21 protein-coding genes are annotated in these 16829 nt (G+C 35.1%); 12 read left to right on the top strand and 9 right to left on the bottom strand.

Going from position 1 to position 16829, the window contains the following annotated elements; genetic code table 11:
• The first annotated feature begins 86 nt into the window (after positions 1-86).
• Positions 87-509 (top strand): DUF2846 domain-containing protein, encoded by a 423-nt coding sequence (locus EV200_RS19630; protein WP_132535779.1) that lies wholly within the window; start codon positions 87-89, stop codon positions 507-509.
• A 26-nt stretch (positions 510-535) separates the two neighbouring features.
• On the opposite strand, the gene EV200_RS19625 is transcribed toward EV200_RS19630, so the two are convergent.
• Positions 536-1426, bottom strand: a complete 891-nt coding sequence (locus EV200_RS19625; protein ID WP_208864579.1) for an alpha/beta hydrolase family protein — start codon at positions 1424-1426, stop codon at positions 536-538.
• A 278-nt stretch (positions 1427-1704) separates the two neighbouring features.
• Between EV200_RS19625 and EV200_RS19620 the strand changes: the two genes are divergently transcribed.
• Positions 1705-3864, top strand: a complete 2160-nt coding sequence (locus EV200_RS19620; RefSeq protein WP_132535777.1) for an FUSC family protein — start codon at positions 1705-1707, stop codon at positions 3862-3864.
• 136 nt (positions 3865-4000) lie between these two features.
• Positions 4001-4411, top strand: coding sequence for an organic hydroperoxide resistance protein (locus tag EV200_RS19615; RefSeq protein WP_132535775.1), 411 nt, complete (start codon positions 4001-4003; stop codon positions 4409-4411).
• A gap of 489 nt (positions 4412-4900) precedes the next feature.
• Here the strand turns inward: EV200_RS19615 and EV200_RS19610 are convergent, their stop codons facing one another.
• Entirely contained in the window at positions 4901-6145 is a 1245-nt protein-coding gene (locus EV200_RS19610) for an ABC transporter permease (RefSeq protein ID WP_132535773.1), read from the bottom strand.
• Positions 6146-6345: 200 nt separating this feature from the next.
• Between EV200_RS19610 and queA the strand changes: the two genes are divergently transcribed.
• Both queA and EV200_RS19600 read left to right on the top strand, forming a co-directional pair.
• On the top strand, positions 6346-7395 hold the full coding sequence (gene queA / locus EV200_RS19605; RefSeq protein ID WP_132535771.1) for a tRNA preQ1(34) S-adenosylmethionine ribosyltransferase-isomerase QueA: 1050 nt from the start codon (positions 6346-6348) through the stop codon (positions 7393-7395).
• Between the two features lie 74 nt (positions 7396-7469).
• A complete protein-coding gene (locus EV200_RS19600; RefSeq protein ID WP_132535769.1) occupies positions 7470-8135 on the top strand; it encodes a 2-C-methyl-D-erythritol 4-phosphate cytidylyltransferase in 666 nt (221 codons plus the stop codon).
• Positions 8136-8225: 90 nt separating this feature from the next.
• On the opposite strand, the gene EV200_RS19595 is transcribed toward EV200_RS19600, so the two are convergent.
• From EV200_RS19595 to EV200_RS19570, 6 genes are all read right to left on the bottom strand, one after another.
• Positions 8226-8384: a lmo0937 family membrane protein gene (locus EV200_RS19595; protein ID WP_010603502.1), complete on the bottom strand. Its 159-nt coding sequence runs from the start codon at positions 8382-8384 to the stop codon at positions 8226-8228.
• A gap of 270 nt (positions 8385-8654) precedes the next feature.
• The gene (locus EV200_RS19590) at positions 8655-8876 is read right to left on the bottom strand and encodes a DUF2795 domain-containing protein (RefSeq protein ID WP_010603503.1); all 222 of its coding nucleotides are present in this window, start codon (positions 8874-8876) and stop codon (positions 8655-8657) included.
• A 90-nt stretch (positions 8877-8966) separates the two neighbouring features.
• Positions 8967-9515 (bottom strand): cob(I)yrinic acid a,c-diamide adenosyltransferase, encoded by a 549-nt coding sequence (locus tag EV200_RS19585; RefSeq protein WP_132535767.1) that lies wholly within the window; start codon positions 9513-9515, stop codon positions 8967-8969.
• Positions 9516-9579: 64 nt separating this feature from the next.
• Positions 9580-10338 (bottom strand): ABC transporter ATP-binding protein, encoded by a 759-nt coding sequence (locus EV200_RS19580; protein WP_132535765.1) that lies wholly within the window; start codon positions 10336-10338, stop codon positions 9580-9582.
• A gap of 88 nt (positions 10339-10426) precedes the next feature.
• Positions 10427-10717 carry an Asp-tRNA(Asn)/Glu-tRNA(Gln) amidotransferase subunit GatC gene (gene gatC, locus EV200_RS19575; RefSeq protein ID WP_132535763.1) on the bottom strand — a complete coding sequence of 97 codons (291 nt, stop codon included), beginning with the start codon at positions 10715-10717 and terminating at the stop codon, positions 10427-10429.
• On the bottom strand, positions 10714-11442 hold the full coding sequence (locus EV200_RS19570; protein ID WP_132535761.1) for a lysophospholipid acyltransferase family protein: 729 nt from the start codon (positions 11440-11442) through the stop codon (positions 10714-10716). Before EV200_RS19570 ends, gatC begins: the two co-directional genes overlap by 4 nt.
• A gap of 152 nt (positions 11443-11594) precedes the next feature.
• Here EV200_RS19570 and trpS point away from each other — a divergent pair, with 152 nt between their 5' ends.
• From trpS to kdsB, 4 genes are all read left to right on the top strand, one after another.
• The gene (gene trpS, locus EV200_RS19565; protein ID WP_132535759.1) at positions 11595-12593 is read left to right on the top strand and encodes a tryptophan--tRNA ligase; all 999 of its coding nucleotides are present in this window, start codon (positions 11595-11597) and stop codon (positions 12591-12593) included.
• Between the two features lie 101 nt (positions 12594-12694).
• The gene (locus EV200_RS19560) at positions 12695-13309 is read left to right on the top strand and encodes a deoxynucleoside kinase (RefSeq protein WP_025144984.1); all 615 of its coding nucleotides are present in this window, start codon (positions 12695-12697) and stop codon (positions 13307-13309) included.
• Positions 13310-13375: 66 nt separating this feature from the next.
• Positions 13376-13576, top strand: a complete 201-nt coding sequence (locus EV200_RS22055; RefSeq protein WP_132535757.1) for a DUF5808 domain-containing protein — start codon at positions 13376-13378, stop codon at positions 13574-13576.
• Positions 13577-13579: 3 nt separating this feature from the next.
• Complete coding sequence (kdsB, locus tag EV200_RS19550; RefSeq protein WP_132535755.1) at positions 13580-14368, top strand: 3-deoxy-manno-octulosonate cytidylyltransferase; 789 nt, start codon at positions 13580-13582, stop codon at positions 14366-14368.
• 109 nt (positions 14369-14477) lie between these two features.
• Here kdsB and EV200_RS19545 read toward each other — a convergent pair whose 3' ends face one another.
• A complete protein-coding gene (locus EV200_RS19545) occupies positions 14478-14972 on the bottom strand; it encodes a GNAT family N-acetyltransferase (RefSeq protein ID WP_132535753.1) in 495 nt (164 codons plus the stop codon).
• 290 nt (positions 14973-15262) lie between these two features.
• Here EV200_RS19545 and EV200_RS19540 point away from each other — a divergent pair, with 290 nt between their 5' ends.
• The 3 genes from EV200_RS19540 to EV200_RS19530 all read left to right on the top strand — a co-directional run bounded on the left by EV200_RS19540 (position 15263) and on the right by EV200_RS19530 (position 16813).
• Positions 15263-15802 (top strand): hypothetical protein, encoded by a 540-nt coding sequence (locus EV200_RS19540; RefSeq protein WP_132535751.1) that lies wholly within the window; start codon positions 15263-15265, stop codon positions 15800-15802.
• 140 nt (positions 15803-15942) lie between these two features.
• Complete coding sequence (locus EV200_RS19535; RefSeq protein ID WP_132535749.1) at positions 15943-16326, top strand: hypothetical protein; 384 nt, start codon at positions 15943-15945, stop codon at positions 16324-16326.
• Positions 16327-16342: 16 nt separating this feature from the next.
• Positions 16343-16813 carry an HAD domain-containing protein gene (locus tag EV200_RS19530; RefSeq protein WP_132535747.1) on the top strand — a complete coding sequence of 157 codons (471 nt, stop codon included), beginning with the start codon at positions 16343-16345 and terminating at the stop codon, positions 16811-16813.
• Positions 16814-16829 lie beyond the last annotated feature (16 nt).

Below are 16829 nucleotides of genomic sequence, written 5' to 3'. Positions count from 1 at the left end.
ATTGTTAAAACTAACTTTTAAAAAATGAGTTCCTTTTAAGTAAATTATTTCAATTGTAAAACTAAATAACATCTAAAGTTCTCACTATGAAAACATTTAAATTCTCACTGTTAGCATTTTTATTGGCAACAACATTCGGCGCCTTTTCCCAAACCAATACAGGAAAAGTTTATCTCATTCGATCAACAGGTTATACAGGATCTGCAGTCAATTATTCAATCTTCGTGGATGGAAAGCTCATTTGTAAATTAAAGAACAAGTCTTTTTCTATCCATAATCTTAACGTAGGTGAACATAAAGTAACTGTAGTTAGTGGCGGATTATCAAATGGAAAGAAATCAGCACCGCTTACATTTATGGTAGCTGAAAACAAAACCAATTATATCACTGTAGCCAGCACACAAAATGGATATGCGAATAAAATCACCTGTCAGGAAATCACTGAAAATTCTGCCACACCTATTTTAGCAAAGGCAAAAGAGCATACAAACTGCCTAACCGAAGAATAAAATTCTAAGACATTTACTTAGACCAATCATTTCGATTTCATGGACTTTTTAATATGTTTAATCCATTCAATTGCAATGTTCATGGGGTTAACTGTTTTCGAGGATGCGGTATTATGTCCTAACGATGGAAATAACTGATAATCATAAGGCTTGCCCTCTGCTTTAAATATGTCGAGCCTTTCTATAGATAAACCCACTGGGGCTTGTATATCTTTGCCACCATAAATCCAGAGTCCGGGAATTTTTAATACAGTAAGAGCGTGACGCGGATCGCTACCTGAAAATTGATAACGGTCAGGATCATTTTTAATGTGCTCACGAACTTCAACTTCTGTATGCGTATCCCAAAAGTTAGATTTTCCTGATGTATAAAACTGGAACCGTAGCTGTTCTTGCGATGTAACCACTGGTCCGCTAAATATTACTATAAAATTGATCAGACTATTTTTTTCTGCGGCCATTGGAATAATCCAACCCGCCTGACTAAAACCTAATAAACCTAACGGCACATGCTTCTGCTTCAGCGATGATGACAGCTTATTGGCGGCAGCACTTGCATCAGATGCCAGTAGATTCAGATTGGCAGAATCTATATTGTTGGTTCCAACTTCTGGTCCGGCATATACTCCGCCAGATTCACCAACCCCACGTTTATCATAAGTTAACACCGCGATACCTTTTTTTGCTAAAAGAGAAGCTACCTCTGCCATCTTTCTTTCTTGGCCGGAGCCATGTACAATGACCACTGCAGCATTTGGATGCCTGGGTTTAAATATTGCACCTGCTAAAGTAATCCCGGCACTTTTAAATTGAGTATTTTCAATTGTGAAAAGAGCTTCATGGGTAGAATCTGAAGCAGTTTGACCAAACAATCTGGAACTAAAGCATAGCATAAAAAGTAAATAACATTTCATCATTTTAAGTTTAGAGGATTTTAAATGTGAAACGAATATATCCGGTTGACCATCCTCATCCTGATAAATGTGATGGAATAGGCAAAAAATATGACCAAATACGTTTCACCATTATAAGTTAAAGTCATCTTTTGCATTTCTGATTGTCTTTACTTACTTATCAGGTAGTGATGATCAATACCTCAGATATTAACTCAAATACTGTCTTCTTAAAAATAAAACTTCGAGAAAACTTCCTTTTTATCTCAACAAAAATCTATCGATAATGTTATTTTTGTAACATGCAGATCAGGCAACCCATCCGGAATATTCAGGATTTCTTATTGAGTACTTATTTTGCGGATGGTTTGCGCATTACGATGGGCGTGCTCCTTCCCTCTCTCATTTTAGCGCAATTTGGAATGCTAAAATACGGAATGACTTTATCTTTGGGCGCTTTATGTGTGAGCATTGTAGACAGTCCGGGCCCTATGGTTCACCGGCGCAATGCCATGTTGGTTACCACGGTTTTGATATTTGTATTTTCCATCTTAACTGGCCTTACGAATAAGAGCGATTATTTTGTTGCCTTTCTGCTCGCCGTTTCTAGTTTTGTTTTTTCGATGTTCTACATTTACGGCATTCGTGCGGCATCAGTTGGTACAGCTGTCCTGTTGATTATCGTATTGAGTATTGATGATATCCGCCCATGGCAGGAAGTAATCCAGCATGCATTCATGGTACTGGTCGGAAGCCTTTGGTATACAGGATTAAGTTATTTTTTTTACAGGCTTCGCCCCTTTCGCCTCGTGCAGCAATCTTTAAGTGATTCCATTTTTGAGGTGGCCGAATTTTTAAGAGAAAAAGCAAAATTCTATCACCAGAATACCAATTACGATAAAACTTATTCAGAATTGCTTCAATTACAGGTTTCTGTGCACGAGAAGCAGGATGCTGTGCGAGAATTATTGTTCAGAACCCGGGAAATAGTCCGCGATTCAAGTCCGGAGGGCAGGTTCCTTTTGCTTGTTTTTGTCGATATGGTCGATCTTTTTGAACAGGTGATGTCAACTTATTATAACTATCAGCAGTTGCACGAACAGTTTGATCAGGCAGGAATTCTGAAAGATTACGAAATGGCCATCAAACGGATATCTTATGCTTTGGATGATATTGCCTTTGCCTTAAAAAGTGGTGGCAAACCTGTACTGTCCAAAAGGCTATTGATAGAGATTGAGCGGCTAAAAAGTAAGATCAATGATTTAGAAAAAAACAATACAAATCAGGAATACAATACTTTAGGGATTATTGCGCTCAAAAATATTGAAGTGAATATTGAAAATATACTGGCCAGGGTGAAAACCATTTACAGTTATTTTAAGGTGAGAACAAGTAAAGATATCGGTAAGGCTGAAGTAGATACAGAAAAATTCATCAAAAGACAGAAATTTGATTTTCAGCTTTTCACAGAAAACTTAACTTATAGTTCATCAACTTTCAGGCATTCACTTAGGGTTACAGTTGTAATGCTTTTAGGTTTTGTAGTGGCTGAAATACTAAATTTTTCACACAGTTACTGGATTTTGTTAACGATTCTCGTAATCTCTAAACCTGGTTTTAGTTTAACCAAAGAGCGTAATTATCAACGTTTAATTGGGACAACAGTGGGTGCCTTTGTAGGAATGGGTGTGCTCACGTATATTCATGACCGGCATACCTTGTTTTTTATCCTGTTGATTTGCATGATTGGCAGCTATAGTTTCCAAAGAAAAAATTATGTAGTGAGCGTACTTTTTATGACGCCTTATATCCTCATCTTATTTGATTTTCTCGGAATGGGTTCAATCGCGTTGGCAAGAGAACGTATTTATGATACTTTTATCGGTTCCGGCATCGCACTTCTGGCTAGTTATTCCTTATTCCCAACCTGGGAACATGAAAAGCTAAAGGAGGCTATGTTAAATATCATCAGGGCCAACAAAGCATATTATGGTCAGGTGGCGCGATTGTATTTTGAAAAGAACTATAACCGTACAGACTATAAGTTAGCAAGAAAAGAAGTTTATGTAAGTACAGCAAACCTGGCATCGCTCTTTCAACGGATGTTCTCTGAACCAAAAAGCAAACAACTCTTTATCAAGGAAGTACATCAGTTTACAACGCTGAACCATCTTCTATCTTCTTACATTGCCACGCTGTCTTTATATAATAAAGAACATGCTTTTACTTTTGAAAGTTTCGATGCCCTAAAACCCATGTCGAATAATACGGATTACTTATTTGATATGGCCATTGAAAGTTTAGAACAAAGTAAAGATACTTTAGATAATGTACCCCTGATTCGCATGGCCGATACAGGGTATAAAATTAATCAGGGACAGGATTTGGTTCCGGAACAATTTGACTTGATTCAAAAAGTAGCTTACGATATTTATAAGCTGACCTTCAAGATTAAAATATAATTCGATTAGTGTATTCCTGATCGTTTAAAGGAGCTAAAAATGGTTATTTGATTCTTATGATCTGGCATGCTATACTTATCTGCTCAAACAATGATCGTAATGCTTTGTTAGATTTATAAATAAAGAACATATTATCATGGAAAAATTATATACAGCTGAAGTTACAGCTACTGGAGGAAGAGATGGTCACGTTAAATCAAGTGATGGAATTTTAGATTTTGAATTAAGAAAACCAAAGGAAATGGGTGGACAAGGTGGTGCCACAAATCCGGAGGAACTATTTGCAGCTGCCTGGGGACCTTGTTATCTTGGTGCATTGGGCTCTGTTGCCGAACGTGAGGGTGTAGATGTGAGTGAGGCAAATGTGAAGGTGTTGGTTTCCTTTAATAAGGATGGTAATTCATTCGCATTATCTGCTGATTTGGATGTTCATATTCCTGGTATCACACTAGAAGAATCTCAATCTATTGCAGATAAAGCACACCATGCTTGTCCATATTCGAAAGCCGTTAAAGGCAATATTGAAGTGCGGGTAACTGCTGTTTAAAATAACTTACTCAAATAAAAAATCATTTTTAGCTTGAATAAATTAATATCGGAATCGTTATTAATTTATTCAAGCTTTTTTTGGAAGAAAATCTTCATTTCACCGAATAAAACTTTGTAATGATTTATAGGTTAAGGGCTGTTAAGCTCCTCATTTCTTTAATTTTAATTGTAGATGGAGTTAAATATAGAAAAAGCGATTGAATCGCAGTTCTCTTTCTATAAAACGTAATTAAAAACTTCCAATATTATTTCAAGAATATAAGCTGCTGAAGGAAACTACACCATTTATGATAAAAGCTTACCGGCTAAGCCTAAAATCAGCATAAAACTAAACACATCTTTAAAAATGGCGAAGCCCTGTCTTTTTGCTAAATTAAAGTCTACTTTTAAAAATTAAGTTAACGGCTATGCTTACAAACGATGACTATTTACGCTAGCCATGCAATACGAACTACCAGAAGTAAGCCTTTATCAGCTTAAAAAAAAGCTAACTTCTAATTGCTTCTACAGGATCTAATCTTGATGCTGAGTATGCTGGCCAAAATCCAGATATTGTGCCAATGATAATGGAAATTCCTATTCCGAGGATGATATTGTTTAATCCCAGAATGATATTGAATCCTGTAACAGCACCAATTAATAAAGCCATTAAATAAACCAGTAACAAACCCAGTAAACCACCGAGAATACACAGAGATATCGACTCGAAAATAAATTGCAGTAGAATAAAATAATTTTTAGCGCCTAAAGATTTTTGAATGCCAATGATATTCGTACGTTCTTTTACAGATACAAACATAATATTAGCGATACTAAACCCACCAACAAGAATAGAGAAACCGCCAATAATCCATCCTGCCCAGTTAACCATGGTAAACATGGAATCTAACTGATTGGAGATAATCGTGGTTTTATTCAATGCAAAATCATCTTCCTGACCGGGCCTGATTCTATGAATAGATCGCATTAAGCCCTGAAGTTCACTCTCAATTTCCTCCAGAGATACGTTGTCGTTTCCGCGAACTGTAATTTGTGGATCATAGCGTTCACTTTGAATATCTAAAATACCTTTGGCAAAATTTACCGGAATATTAACATTTTTATCTAAAGTGCTTCCAAACATATCTTCACCCTCTTTCTTAAATACACCAATAACGGTTAATCTCCTACCTAAAATTTGTACTTGTTTTCCAATCGGATTGTCTGAACCAAACAATCCTTCTGCAATATCAGCACCCATTAATAAAACCGGCGCACCACTATTGCTTTCATTTTCTGTAAAATAACGACCTGCCTGCAATTCAAAATTCCAGGTTTTGTCAAAGTCTTGAGAAGCAGCTGATACCGTGATTCCCTCTACTGAACTACTTCTATATTTTATGGTTCTATCGCTTGTTGATATTTCAAAGGTAATTCCCTGTGCGTTTTCCATGCGTTCTCTTAGCATCTCAAAATCACGTAAAGAAGGCTGCGGACGATTCATATACTTCCACCAGGGATAATTATCCCCAAAACTCCAAGGCCATTTTTGTATAAAGATGGTGTTGGAACCTAATTTATCTACGCTGGCCTGAAGTTTACCACGAAAGGTATCTACCGCAGAAAAAACGGTAATAATGGTAAAAATACCAATGGTTATCGCCAGTAGAGATAACATAGTACGCAACTTATTTTGGCGCAATGCATCGAACGCAAAACGGAAACTCTCGCCTATTAGCCTAAAAATTATCATAATTATAAGTTAGATGCCATACACTTAAAAAGGTTACAACAATAATATCAAAACTAATTATTTTTCGCTTAAAAGATCGATTTATCACTGGTTAAGGTAAATAAAGACAACCAAAACATAATATACATTAATTGCGTTTGATAAAATACCGAAAAGAAAAATTAAATTCGTATTTTTGCACCTCAAAAAATTCATCAAGAATGAAATTATCACAATTCAAATTCAACTTACCAGAAGCATTAATAGCCAACAATCCGGCAGAACAACGCGACGAAGCTCGCTTAATGGTCTTACATAAAGACAGTGGTAAAATTGAACATAAAATTTTCAAAGACGTACTCGGTTATTTCGATGACAAGGACGTTATGATATTAAATAACACCAAAGTTTTTCCAGCCCGTTTATATGGAAATAAAGAAAAAACTGGTGCGACAATCGAAGTATTTTTACTTCGCGAATTAAACAAAGAGTTGCGTTTATGGGATGTACTGGTAGATCCGGCCCGTAAAATCCGCGTAGGTAATAAGCTTTATTTTGGCGATGACGATTTGTTGGTCGCAGAGGTTGTAGACAACACGACTTCACGCGGACGTACCATCCGCTTCCTTTTTGAAGGAACAGATGAGGAATTTAGAAGAAACGTGGAGATTTTAGGTGAAACACCACTTCCTAAATATATTAAGCGTAAAGCAACTGCTGAAGATAAAGAACGCTACCAGACTATCTTTGCAAAGCATGAAGGTGCTGTAGCCGCTCCAACAGCAGGTTTGCATTTTAGTCGCGAGTTAATGAAACGCCTTGAACTTAAAGGTGTTGAGTTTGCTGAAGTAACCTTACATGTAGGTCTTGGTACATTCAGGACGGTTGAGGTGGAAGATTTAACCAAGCATAAAATGGATTCTGAACAATTCATTATTGAGCCAAAAGATGCCAACATTGTAAATAAGGCATTAGAAGAAAAAAGAAAAATCTGTGCGGTAGGTACTACATCTATGCGTTCTATTGAATCGGCAGTTTCTGCTAACAGAACTTTAAAATCTGCTAATGACTGGACAAGTAAGTTTATCTTTCCTCCATATGAATTCAGTATAGCCAATTCCATGATTACCAATTTTCATACACCAGAATCTACATTATTGATGATGGTAAGTGCTTTTGGTGGTTACGAAAATGTAATGAACGCTTATGAAGTTGCTGTAAAAGAAAAATATAAGTTTTATAGCTATGGTGATGCCATGCTAATTATCTAGATTTGAGTAGTGAGATATGAGATTTGAGTTCAATCAAGTCTCATATCTCAAATTTAACATCTCATCTCTTAAAAATGAAATACTACGCTATAATTGTAGCAGGCGGTTCTGGCAATCGGATGCAAACAGAAACTCCAAAACAATTTTTACTGCTTAGAAACCTCCCGGTTTTGATGCACACCATTAAAGCTTTTGCCCAAAGCGATACTCAACCTAAAATTTTACTGGTTTTAAATATTGATCAACAAAGATATTGGCGAAGACTTTGTGAAGAGTTTAATTTTCGGATACCACACGAAATCATTAACGGTGGAACCGAAAGGTTTTATTCTGTTAAAAATGCCATTGATAGCATAAACGAAGAAAGCTTTGTAGCCATTCATGATGCTGTCCGTCCGCTAGTTTCAAAAGCGTTAATTGACAATTGCTTTAAACGAGCTGAGGCTATAGGAAATGTGATTGCAGCTGTACAGTCCAGTGATAGCGTGAGAATGCTGAGAGGTGATGAATCTACCGCTTTAAAGCGTGATGAAATCTACCTGGTGCAAACACCTCAAACATTTAGTTTGAATATATTGAAAAAGGCTTATCTACAAGAATTCACCAGTCATTTTACTGATGATGCCAGTGTAGTAGAAGCACTGAAAGAGAATATCAATATCATAGAAGGTGAGCGTAATAATATTAAAATTACCTACCCTATTGATTTGGAATTAGCAGAGCTGTTATTAAAAAAATAGCTACAAAAAAAGGTGCTTCATCAAAATGAAACACCTTTTTAATTCTTTTCATAGATATTAAAATCTGAATGAAAAATTCGTTAATGTATCTTAGGTTGCTCTGCCAATAACTTTTAGCAAGATTGCAATAACTGCGATTACTAATAAAACGTGAATGATGTTACCTACATCACCAAAGCCGTGGAATAAAAATCCGATCACCCATAGTATAACCAATACCACTGCTACTAAATACAATAAATTTCCCATAGTGTTAATTTTTTAAGTAAATGTTGATGTAGTAACAGCGTACATTCTCATTTTGTTTAAAAAATGTAAATATTTTTTTAATTATTATTCTTAACCATTGCTTTTCAGTAATATACGAAACCTAAAAGAAAATCTATTAACTATATTTTCTTGAAAATTTTCAGTTAAATCTTCTTTTGTAAACTTAATCAGTAGGAAAATCAGCTAAATTTATATCAAAAAAAAACCGCTCAGCTTATGACTGAACGGTTTATATTTTTTTTGAAATTTCTAGTATTCATCTTCATTAAAGAAGAAATCTTCTTTAGTGGGATAATCAGGCCAAATCTCTTCAATAGTTTCATAAGGCTCACCATCATCCTCTAAAGCCTGTAAGTTCTCAATAACTTCTACAGGAGCACCAGAGCGGATTCCATAGTCAATTAATTCATCTTTAGTTGCAGGCCAAGGTGCGTCTTCCAAGTGCGATGCTAATTCTAATGTCCAATACATATCTTCAATTCAATTAAATTAAATTCTTGTTCTTAATAATGCGCAAAGTATATTAAAATTTTTGAGCTAAACAAACTTATTTTTCAACTTTTAAACACGTGGGATCCAAATGTTTTCTTCCGCTGCAAAATCCATATTCAGTTTTCGTGCCAAAACAAACAAATAATCACTTAAACGATTTAAATATATGGTTACACGCTCATCTACAAAGCTATGTTCTGCCAACTCCACTGTTAGTCTTTCCGCCCTACGACAAACACACCTAGCAATATGGCAGTAAGAAACGACAGTATTTCCGCCTGGCAGCACAAAGTGTTTCAAAGCGGGCAATAACTCGTTCATCGCATCCATCTCGTTTTCTAACAAAATAACGTCAGCATCATGCAAATCGGGAATTTTCATTCTTGAATTTTCGGGATCAGCAGCTAACGAAGCGCCTATTGTAAATAAGCGGTCCTGTATTTCTTTTAGTAATTTCTTATAGTGCTCATCAATATCCTGACACATAATTAATCCAACGTATGAATTCAGCTCATCAACTGTTCCGTAGCTTTCAATACGTTTATGGAATTTGGGTACACGGGTACCTCCAATAAGTGATGTTTGACCTTTGTCACCTGTTTTAGTATAAATTTTCATGACACTGATCTCTTCTGAGATATTTATTTATTATTATAATCCTTATGAAGGAATTAAGAATTGGTTAGTTAATTTTCTCCCAGTCGCTTCCACTGTCTTTCAAAGCCTGAAGGCGTGGTGAAACATTTTTAATATCCGTATTCAGGTAATCATTTTCGATTAAACCATCGCGCATGCGGACTATTCTATGTGCATGTTGCGCAATGTCTTCCTCATGGGTTACTAAAATGATGGTATTTCCTTTACTGTGAATTTCTTCCAGCAAACCCATAATCTCAATTGATGTTTTGGTATCCAGGTTACCTGTAGGCTCATCTGCAAGAATAATAGATGGATCGTTAATCAAGGCTCTGGCCACAGCCACACGCTGACGTTGACCACCAGATAGTTCATTGGGTTTGTGATCCATACGGTTACCCAAATTCACATTCTCTAATGCTTTGGCTGCTCGTGCTTCACGATCTTTTTTGCTGCTCCCCGCGTAAATAAGTGGCAGGGCTACATTGTCCAAAGCGGTAGATCGCGGTAATAAATTAAAAGTCTGAAAAACAAATCCTATTTCCTGGTTTCGAACTTCAGCCAATGCATCATCTGTCATTTGACTTACATTAGTGCCATTCAAAATATAACTCCCGCTTGATGGTGTATCTAAACAACCTAAAATATTCATTAAAGTAGATTTACCAGAACCAGATGGGCCCATTAAAGCAACAAATTCTCCTTTATTAATATCCAGAGAAACCGATTTCAAGGCATGAATTACTTCCGATCCGATGACATACTTACGTCCGATTTCTTTAATGATAATGAGTGGTTGCTCCATGTTTTTTCTTTTTTAGACAGGCTTAATAGGTAAGATGTTACAAGAAGGATAAAAAAATGCTAAATGAATAGATATTAAATTAAACTAATTACTTCTCAATAATTTTCGGAACCATAAAAAACTGATCTGTATGTTTCGCAGCATTTTTTAATCCATCAGCTATGGAGATTTCCTGTTTAACAATATCTTCCCTCCAAACATTGGTAGCTTCATTCATGTATACCAATGGTTTCACATTGGACGTATCCAATTCATTTAATTTCTCCATGAAAGATAAAATCTTATTCATTTCGGGAATTAAATTCTCAGCTGCATCTTCATCAATATGAATCCTGGCCAGATCTGCGATTTTATAAATGGTTTTTGCGTCTAAATTCATCTTACTAACTTACTATTTATTAATTGATAAACCTGATCTTTAAGTATATCAGCATCATCAACATTTAAAACTTCAGTGTTGATAGGTTTATGGACGTAAATATCGCAAATTCCTGGCTTACTTCCATATTTAGATCCATCATCCCAGTTGATTTTCCAAATATTAGTGATACTTACCGGAACCAAAAGAATGTTTTTATCAATAGCAAGTCGAAAAGGGCCATTCTTAAATTCACCTAATATTGGTGGATAGTGGACATCTATTTTTCCTTCCGGAAAGATAATCAGGCTCATCCCCTTTTCTAAATTTTCTCCGGCTTTTTTAAATGCCCTGAAAGCGGAGATTTTACTTTCACGGTTTACAGAAATATCAATTGTTTTAAAAAAAATGCCCAATACTGGATTTTTAAGTAACTCATCTTTTCCCATAAAATGATATTTTCCATGGCCCATAATACAGAAAATCATTATATCGAGGTTCGAACTATGGTTGGCGCAATAAATATAAGTTTGCTTTCTATCCAGTTTTTCTTCGTAAGTAAATGAAAAAAATACGCCTGAGAAGCAGCTGCATAAAAAACTGTTTACTTTACGGCAGAAGTTGAGTAAACCATAATATCTTTCATTTCTGGAAGTGATATAATAGAGTGGATAAAATAAGGCGAAGAAGAATACAATCCAGAAAAGATACCACAGCCTGTGAAACTGCCTTAAAAGTTTAATCATAAGCACCAAAAATATAAAATAGCCTGACAATAACAATTTTGTAAGGTTCTAATTTTAAATTGAGTCAATAATATATCATCTAACCACTGTTGATATTAAAATTGATTAGATGTTATACATTGCTAGTTTTTTATTTTTAATTTCGTGGCATTATGAAAGAAACCGTGGTGAGTGGCATCAGGCCAACAGGAAAGCTACATTTAGGAAATTATTTTGGTGCAGTAACCAATTTTGTAAAGATGCAGTACGATTATAACTGCTATTTTTTTATTGCCGATCTTCATTCTTTAACTACTCATCCAACTCCAGGTGATTTACATGGCTATGTGCGCCACGTTTTGGTGGAATATTTAGCCTGTGGAATTAATCCGGAAGAGACTACTATATACGTACAAAGTGACGTTCCAGAAGTTTCTGAGCTCTATTTATATCTTAATATGAATGCTTATTTGGGTGAACTTGAGCGCAGTGCTTCTTTCAAAGAAAAAATCAGATCAAACCCTGATAATGTAAACGCAGGCTTATTAACTTACCCAACATTAATGGCTGCAGATATATTGATTCACAAAGCAACGAAAGTTCCTGTGGGTAAAGATCAGGAACAGCATTTGGAAATGACACGTAACTTCGGGAGCCGTTTCAACAGAATGTACAATGCTGAATTTTTCCCAGAATCTTTTGCATTTAATTATGCTGATAATTTGGTGAAAGTTCCTGGATTGGAAGGAAAGGGAAAGATGAGTAAATCAGACGGTGACGGAAATTGTATTTATTTATCAGATAGTCCTGAGGTTATCCGTAAAAAGGTATCAAGAGCAGTAAGCGATAGCGGGCCGACGGAGGAAAATCAGGAAAAGCCAGAAGCCATTCAAAACTTGTTCGATTTAATGAAGATTGTTTCAACTGCTGATACCATTGAGCATTTTGATGGATTATACAATAAGATGCAAATCCGTTATGGCGATATGAAGAAACAACTTGCAGAAGATATGATTGTATTTAACACGCCAATTAGAGAACGTATTGAAGAACTTTCTAAGGATGATCTTTATTTAAGACAAGTGGCCAAACATGGTGCTTTAAAAGCCCGTGAAAGCGCACAAAACACCATAAGAGAAGTTCGCAAATTGATTGGGTTTAAAAGTTTTTAATTTATTATCAAATAGATATGAGAAATTAGACTTTAGATTTGAGAAAGTTTGTATATTCTCAAATCTCATACTTTTTATCTCATATCTCATATTTAAAAAAAATGCATATCGCAATTGTAGGTAATATTGGTGCTGGAAAAACAACCCTTACAGGTTTACTGGCAAAGAATTATGGATGGGAAGCTTTATATGAAGCTGTAGACAATAACCCCTATCTGGAAGATTTTTACAGTGACATGAAACGCTGGAGCTTTAATCTTCAGATTTACTTTTTAAATAGTCGTTTTCAGCAAATCACTGATATTGAAGTAAATAAGCGTAATGTTATTCAAGATAGAACGATCTATGAAGATGCACACATCTTTGCAGAGAACCTACATGATATGGCTTTAATGACGACCCGCGACCATGATAATTATAGGGCAATATTTGATAACATCACCTCATTTATTAAACCACCAGATTTATTAGTGTATTTACGGGCATCAGTTCCTACATTGGTTAACAATATTCAACGTCGTGGCCGTGAATATGAAGCTGGAATCCGGATCGATTATTTATCTAAGCTAAATGAAAAGTATGAGGCATGGATTAAAGGTTATAATCTGGGTAAGTTATTAATTTTAGATAAAGATAAATTGGATTTTACTAACAATCCTGAAGATTTGGGAACTGTAATTCAATCCATTGAAGCTGAAATTAATGGGTTGTTTTAGCCACAGAGCCTCCTAAAAGGGGAGCTAAAAAAAGGTGTATCAGAAAGTTTAAAACTATATTCTATAATGATGAAAGAAGATTTTAAACATGATCACGAATCAAACTGGAAGCTATACTTTCTTTATTTCAACTCCAGTGATAAGCGGTTATTTGTGCCTAAACGGATTAAACTATTAGGCTGGACATTGAATTTTGCTCATCCAGCTTCTTATTTTATTATGACGCTTATCTTTGCATTTATATATTATAAAATCTATCTAGCCTAATTTATGAACGATAGAAATTCGAGGTTTAACTCTGAAAATTCGCAGATAATTGGAATTATCCCGGCTCGCTATGCCTCTACCCGTTTTCCTGGCAAACCGCTGGTTGATATCGCTGGCAAGAGTATGATTCAACGGGTTTACGAACAAGCTTTGAAAGCCAAAAGTTTATCGAAGGTTGTAATTGCTACTGATGATCAGCGAATTGCGGCTGAAGTTGAAAAATTTGGAGGTGAGTTTGTGTTTACGGCCGCACATCATCAAAGTGGAACGGATAGATGCGCAGAAGTAATTGAGCAATTGCCGGAATTTGATATAGTAATCAATATTCAAGGTGACGAACCTTTTATCGAACCTGCACAAATCAATTTGCTGGCAAGTTGCTTTGCAGAAGATAAGGTGGAATTGGCAACTTTAATTAAACCTATTCAAAGTCAAGAAAGTATTTATAATCCCAATAGCCCGAAAGTGGTGATAGATATCAATGGACGAGCCATGTATTTCAGCCGGAGTCCGATTCCATTTATTAGAAATGGAGAACCTGGCGTTTGGGCAGAAAAACATCAGTTTTACAAACACATTGGCATTTACGGCTATAGAACAGAATCCTTAAAGGCGATTACAAAATTACCACAGTCGGCCTTAGAAATTGCCGAAAGTTTAGAGCAACTTCGCTGGATTGAAAATGGTTTTTACATCCAAACAAAAGTAACTGATTTAGAAACGGTTGCTATCGATACACCTGAGGATTTATTGAAGTTAAATAAGCTATTAGAGGCTCTGAAACTAGACTGATCATTAACCGCAGATTTGCAGGTTAAGATCGGATATGGCTTAGTTGCATTTTATCTGTGTTTAAAGACTTTTACAACCAAACTAACACATCCTCTGATCTGCAGTGATTTTATTGTAAAACCAGTTCCATCTGAATATTACACCGGGCATATGGCGTAGGCTTGCCAACTACTTTTTTAAACCCAAGTTTATAGTAAAGATTGATAGCTGGTTTCAAAACCGTATTACTTTCCAGGTAAATTTTTGATGCATGTAATGATTTTGCTTTTTCTATTATGGCAGAAGCCAGAAGGAAGCCGATATTTTTACCTTGTGCCTCCGGTGCAACCGCCATTTTAGCCAGTTCAAAATCATATTCCCCGTCGTTCATTTTAATTAAAGCACAAACACCTAGAGGCGCTCCATTGTAAAGTGCCACTAAAACACAACCACCCTTATCTAATATATAGCTTTGTGGATGATCCAGCGCTTTGTAATCAGAATCTTCCATGGTAAAATGGGCAGAAATCCATTCCTCATTTAATGATTTAAATGCTTCCTGGTAGGCAGATGTATAATCAACAATTTCAAATTTTAAATTGTCTAGCTCTTTATGCTCGTTCATTCTTTATTTTAATAAAATTTTAAGCTGATAAAAATGCGCCATTTGCAGATGGCTTCTACCAGGTTTTTTCCTTTTTGGCTAATATCATTGAAAGCTATTTGTAATGATATATTGTTCAATCTGTAAAAATCATCAACTGCTTGCCATGGCTGAGTTACGCAAATTTAATATTGTCAGTTATTATTTCATAAATTGAAATGAAAATAATTGTATGGTCTTATTGGTCAATTAATTAGGTGGCAAATGATGATTTATGATTTAACAGAAGTTTTAAATTTGTATTTTCGGGAATGAGAAAATTATTGCTCTTAATCACCATCAGTACCTTATTTGTGGCTTGCCAACCGGGCGATAAGGCTAAAAATAATGCTATTAATTTTAAGAATGTTAATCAGCAGATCACCAAATCATTCTCTGATTTGAACACTCAGGATACTTTCAAAATTGAATTAACTGGTAGAAGACCGGAAAATATTATGCTGATTTTTAACATCAAAAAGGCCGATGGCAAGGAAATTTATAATGTTAAACTTAAAGGCACTGATTTATTAGGAAGCACTGATCCAAATGTAGATTTATCAAAGGAAAAGGATCAGATTGCTTTTTTAAAAACCATTGCAGATAATTTTTTCTTAGAAGATAATTTTCTAGAACCTGCGGTTATGCCGTCTGACAAACCAGATAATTATGTTCCTGATAAGGCATTTTATGAGGAGCTTAAAAAATCAAGATTAAATGGCTTTAAATACCGGTTGGGTAAAGAAAACAACCTTTATATTGCTTGGAGTGAAAAAGAACAAAAAGTTAAGGTTTACTATAATTGTTGTTAGTGAAAATGTCGTTCACAAAGTTAACCTGATATCTGTTTCTTTAGTATCTTTTGATTCAGACCGATATTTTATATCTCGTTCTACTATTCTTCCCTCCTATTGATCACATTCCACTGTAATTGTTATTCGAACTTATTACTATGGAGCAAATTACAAATGAAATTATTTTAAACCTTATAAGAGAAGGAAGAGCAAATTTACATTCATCCCATGCAAAACTGTCGATACCAATAATTAATAGGATTTATAGAAAAATGATTAATGATATTAAATTTGATGACATTAAAATATGTGATCATTTAATTATTGATGGTCACCATCGCTATATCAGTTCACTTTTAGCAAATATCAAACTTGGTAGCGTGCCATCTTATAGAACACTTGCCACATTAGAATATGAGTGGACGGATGTAGAATTTGTTGACGAAGAATGGGATACGAAAAGTAAAATTAAATTCCTTAATAAACTTGATGCGGATTTTAATAATATCCCTTTTAATAAAATTATTGAAATAACAAAATAAATACATAAATTTGTTTATGCTTTTATTGTTAGACATAGATGGTGTAATGGTGCCTGCAAACTCATGGAGAAGACCTGAGATTTTATCGGACGGGTTTACTGAGTTTAATACTAAAGCAATTGCAGCGCTAAATAAGGTACTTTCCCACACAGAATTAGAGGTTGTGCTCACCACATCACATAAATTTAAATTTACGTTAAACGAGTGGCTCAGCATTTTTAAAATAAGAAATATTAATCTGAATAAAATCAGCCGTCTTCCTGATAATGTGAAAAATTTAGATCGTAAGGGAGAAATTTTAGAATGGTTTAATCTGGATACATCCAGAGATCATTTTATTATTTTAGATGACGATAAATCGCTAAACGCGCTTCCGGAATTTTTAAAATCAAGATTAATTCAAACGAGCGCTTCTGTTGGATTCACGGATTATTTAGCAGAAGAAATGCTTTCATTGATTGATGAGAAATATCTTGAATTTTCTTAGTCTCTACTGCTGATAA

It is taken from the genome of Pedobacter psychrotolerans (assembly GCF_004340665.1).
GTDB lineage: Bacteria > Bacteroidota > Bacteroidia > Sphingobacteriales > Sphingobacteriaceae > Pedobacter > Pedobacter psychrotolerans.
The sequence above is the reverse complement of the archived record's forward strand: the minus strand, read 5'-3'. Positions and strand labels throughout refer to the sequence as shown.

Bases quoted from the DNA above. Each gene is read 5' to 3' on its own strand.
- kdsB (WP_132535755.1), top strand. From the start codon at position 13,580: ATGAACGATAGAAATTCGAGGTTTAACTCTGAAAATTCGCAGATAATT.
- EV200_RS19590 (WP_010603503.1), bottom strand. From the start codon at position 8,876: ATGTATTGGACATTAGAATTAGCATCGCACTTGGAAGACGCACCTTGG.
- EV200_RS19560 (WP_025144984.1), top strand. From the start codon at position 12,695: ATGCATATCGCAATTGTAGGTAATATTGGTGCTGGAAAAACAACCCTT.
- EV200_RS19545 (WP_132535753.1), bottom strand. From the start codon at position 14,972: ATGAACGAGCATAAAGAGCTAGACAATTTAAAATTTGAAATTGTTGAT.
- EV200_RS19570 (WP_132535761.1), bottom strand. From the start codon at position 11,442: ATGATTAAACTTTTAAGGCAGTTTCACAGGCTGTGGTATCTTTTCTGG.
- EV200_RS19540 (WP_132535751.1), top strand. From the start codon at position 15,263: ATGAGAAAATTATTGCTCTTAATCACCATCAGTACCTTATTTGTGGCT.
- EV200_RS19580 (WP_132535765.1), bottom strand. From the start codon at position 10,338: ATGGAGCAACCACTCATTATCATTAAAGAAATCGGACGTAAGTATGTC.
- trpS (WP_132535759.1), top strand. From the start codon at position 11,595: ATGAAAGAAACCGTGGTGAGTGGCATCAGGCCAACAGGAAAGCTACAT.
- EV200_RS19630 (WP_132535779.1), top strand. From the start codon at position 87: ATGAAAACATTTAAATTCTCACTGTTAGCATTTTTATTGGCAACAACA.
- EV200_RS19530 (WP_132535747.1), top strand. From the start codon at position 16,343: ATGCTTTTATTGTTAGACATAGATGGTGTAATGGTGCCTGCAAACTCA.
- gatC (WP_132535763.1), bottom strand. From the start codon at position 10,717: ATGAATTTAGACGCAAAAACCATTTATAAAATCGCAGATCTGGCCAGG.
- EV200_RS19535 (WP_132535749.1), top strand. From the start codon at position 15,943: ATGGAGCAAATTACAAATGAAATTATTTTAAACCTTATAAGAGAAGGA.
- EV200_RS19625 (WP_208864579.1), bottom strand. From the start codon at position 1,426: ATGATGAAATGTTATTTACTTTTTATGCTATGCTTTAGTTCCAGATTG.
- EV200_RS19615 (WP_132535775.1), top strand. From the start codon at position 4,001: ATGGAAAAATTATATACAGCTGAAGTTACAGCTACTGGAGGAAGAGAT.
- EV200_RS19600 (WP_132535769.1), top strand. From the start codon at position 7,470: ATGAAATACTACGCTATAATTGTAGCAGGCGGTTCTGGCAATCGGATG.
- EV200_RS19620 (WP_132535777.1), top strand. From the start codon at position 1,705: ATGCAGATCAGGCAACCCATCCGGAATATTCAGGATTTCTTATTGAGT.
- EV200_RS19610 (WP_132535773.1), bottom strand. From the start codon at position 6,145: ATGATAATTTTTAGGCTAATAGGCGAGAGTTTCCGTTTTGCGTTCGAT.
- queA (WP_132535771.1), top strand. From the start codon at position 6,346: ATGAAATTATCACAATTCAAATTCAACTTACCAGAAGCATTAATAGCC.
- EV200_RS22055 (WP_132535757.1), top strand. From the start codon at position 13,376: ATGATGAAAGAAGATTTTAAACATGATCACGAATCAAACTGGAAGCTA.
- EV200_RS19585 (WP_132535767.1), bottom strand. From the start codon at position 9,515: ATGAAAATTTATACTAAAACAGGTGACAAAGGTCAAACATCACTTATT.
- EV200_RS19595 (WP_010603502.1), bottom strand. From the start codon at position 8,384: ATGGGAAATTTATTGTATTTAGTAGCAGTGGTATTGGTTATACTATGG.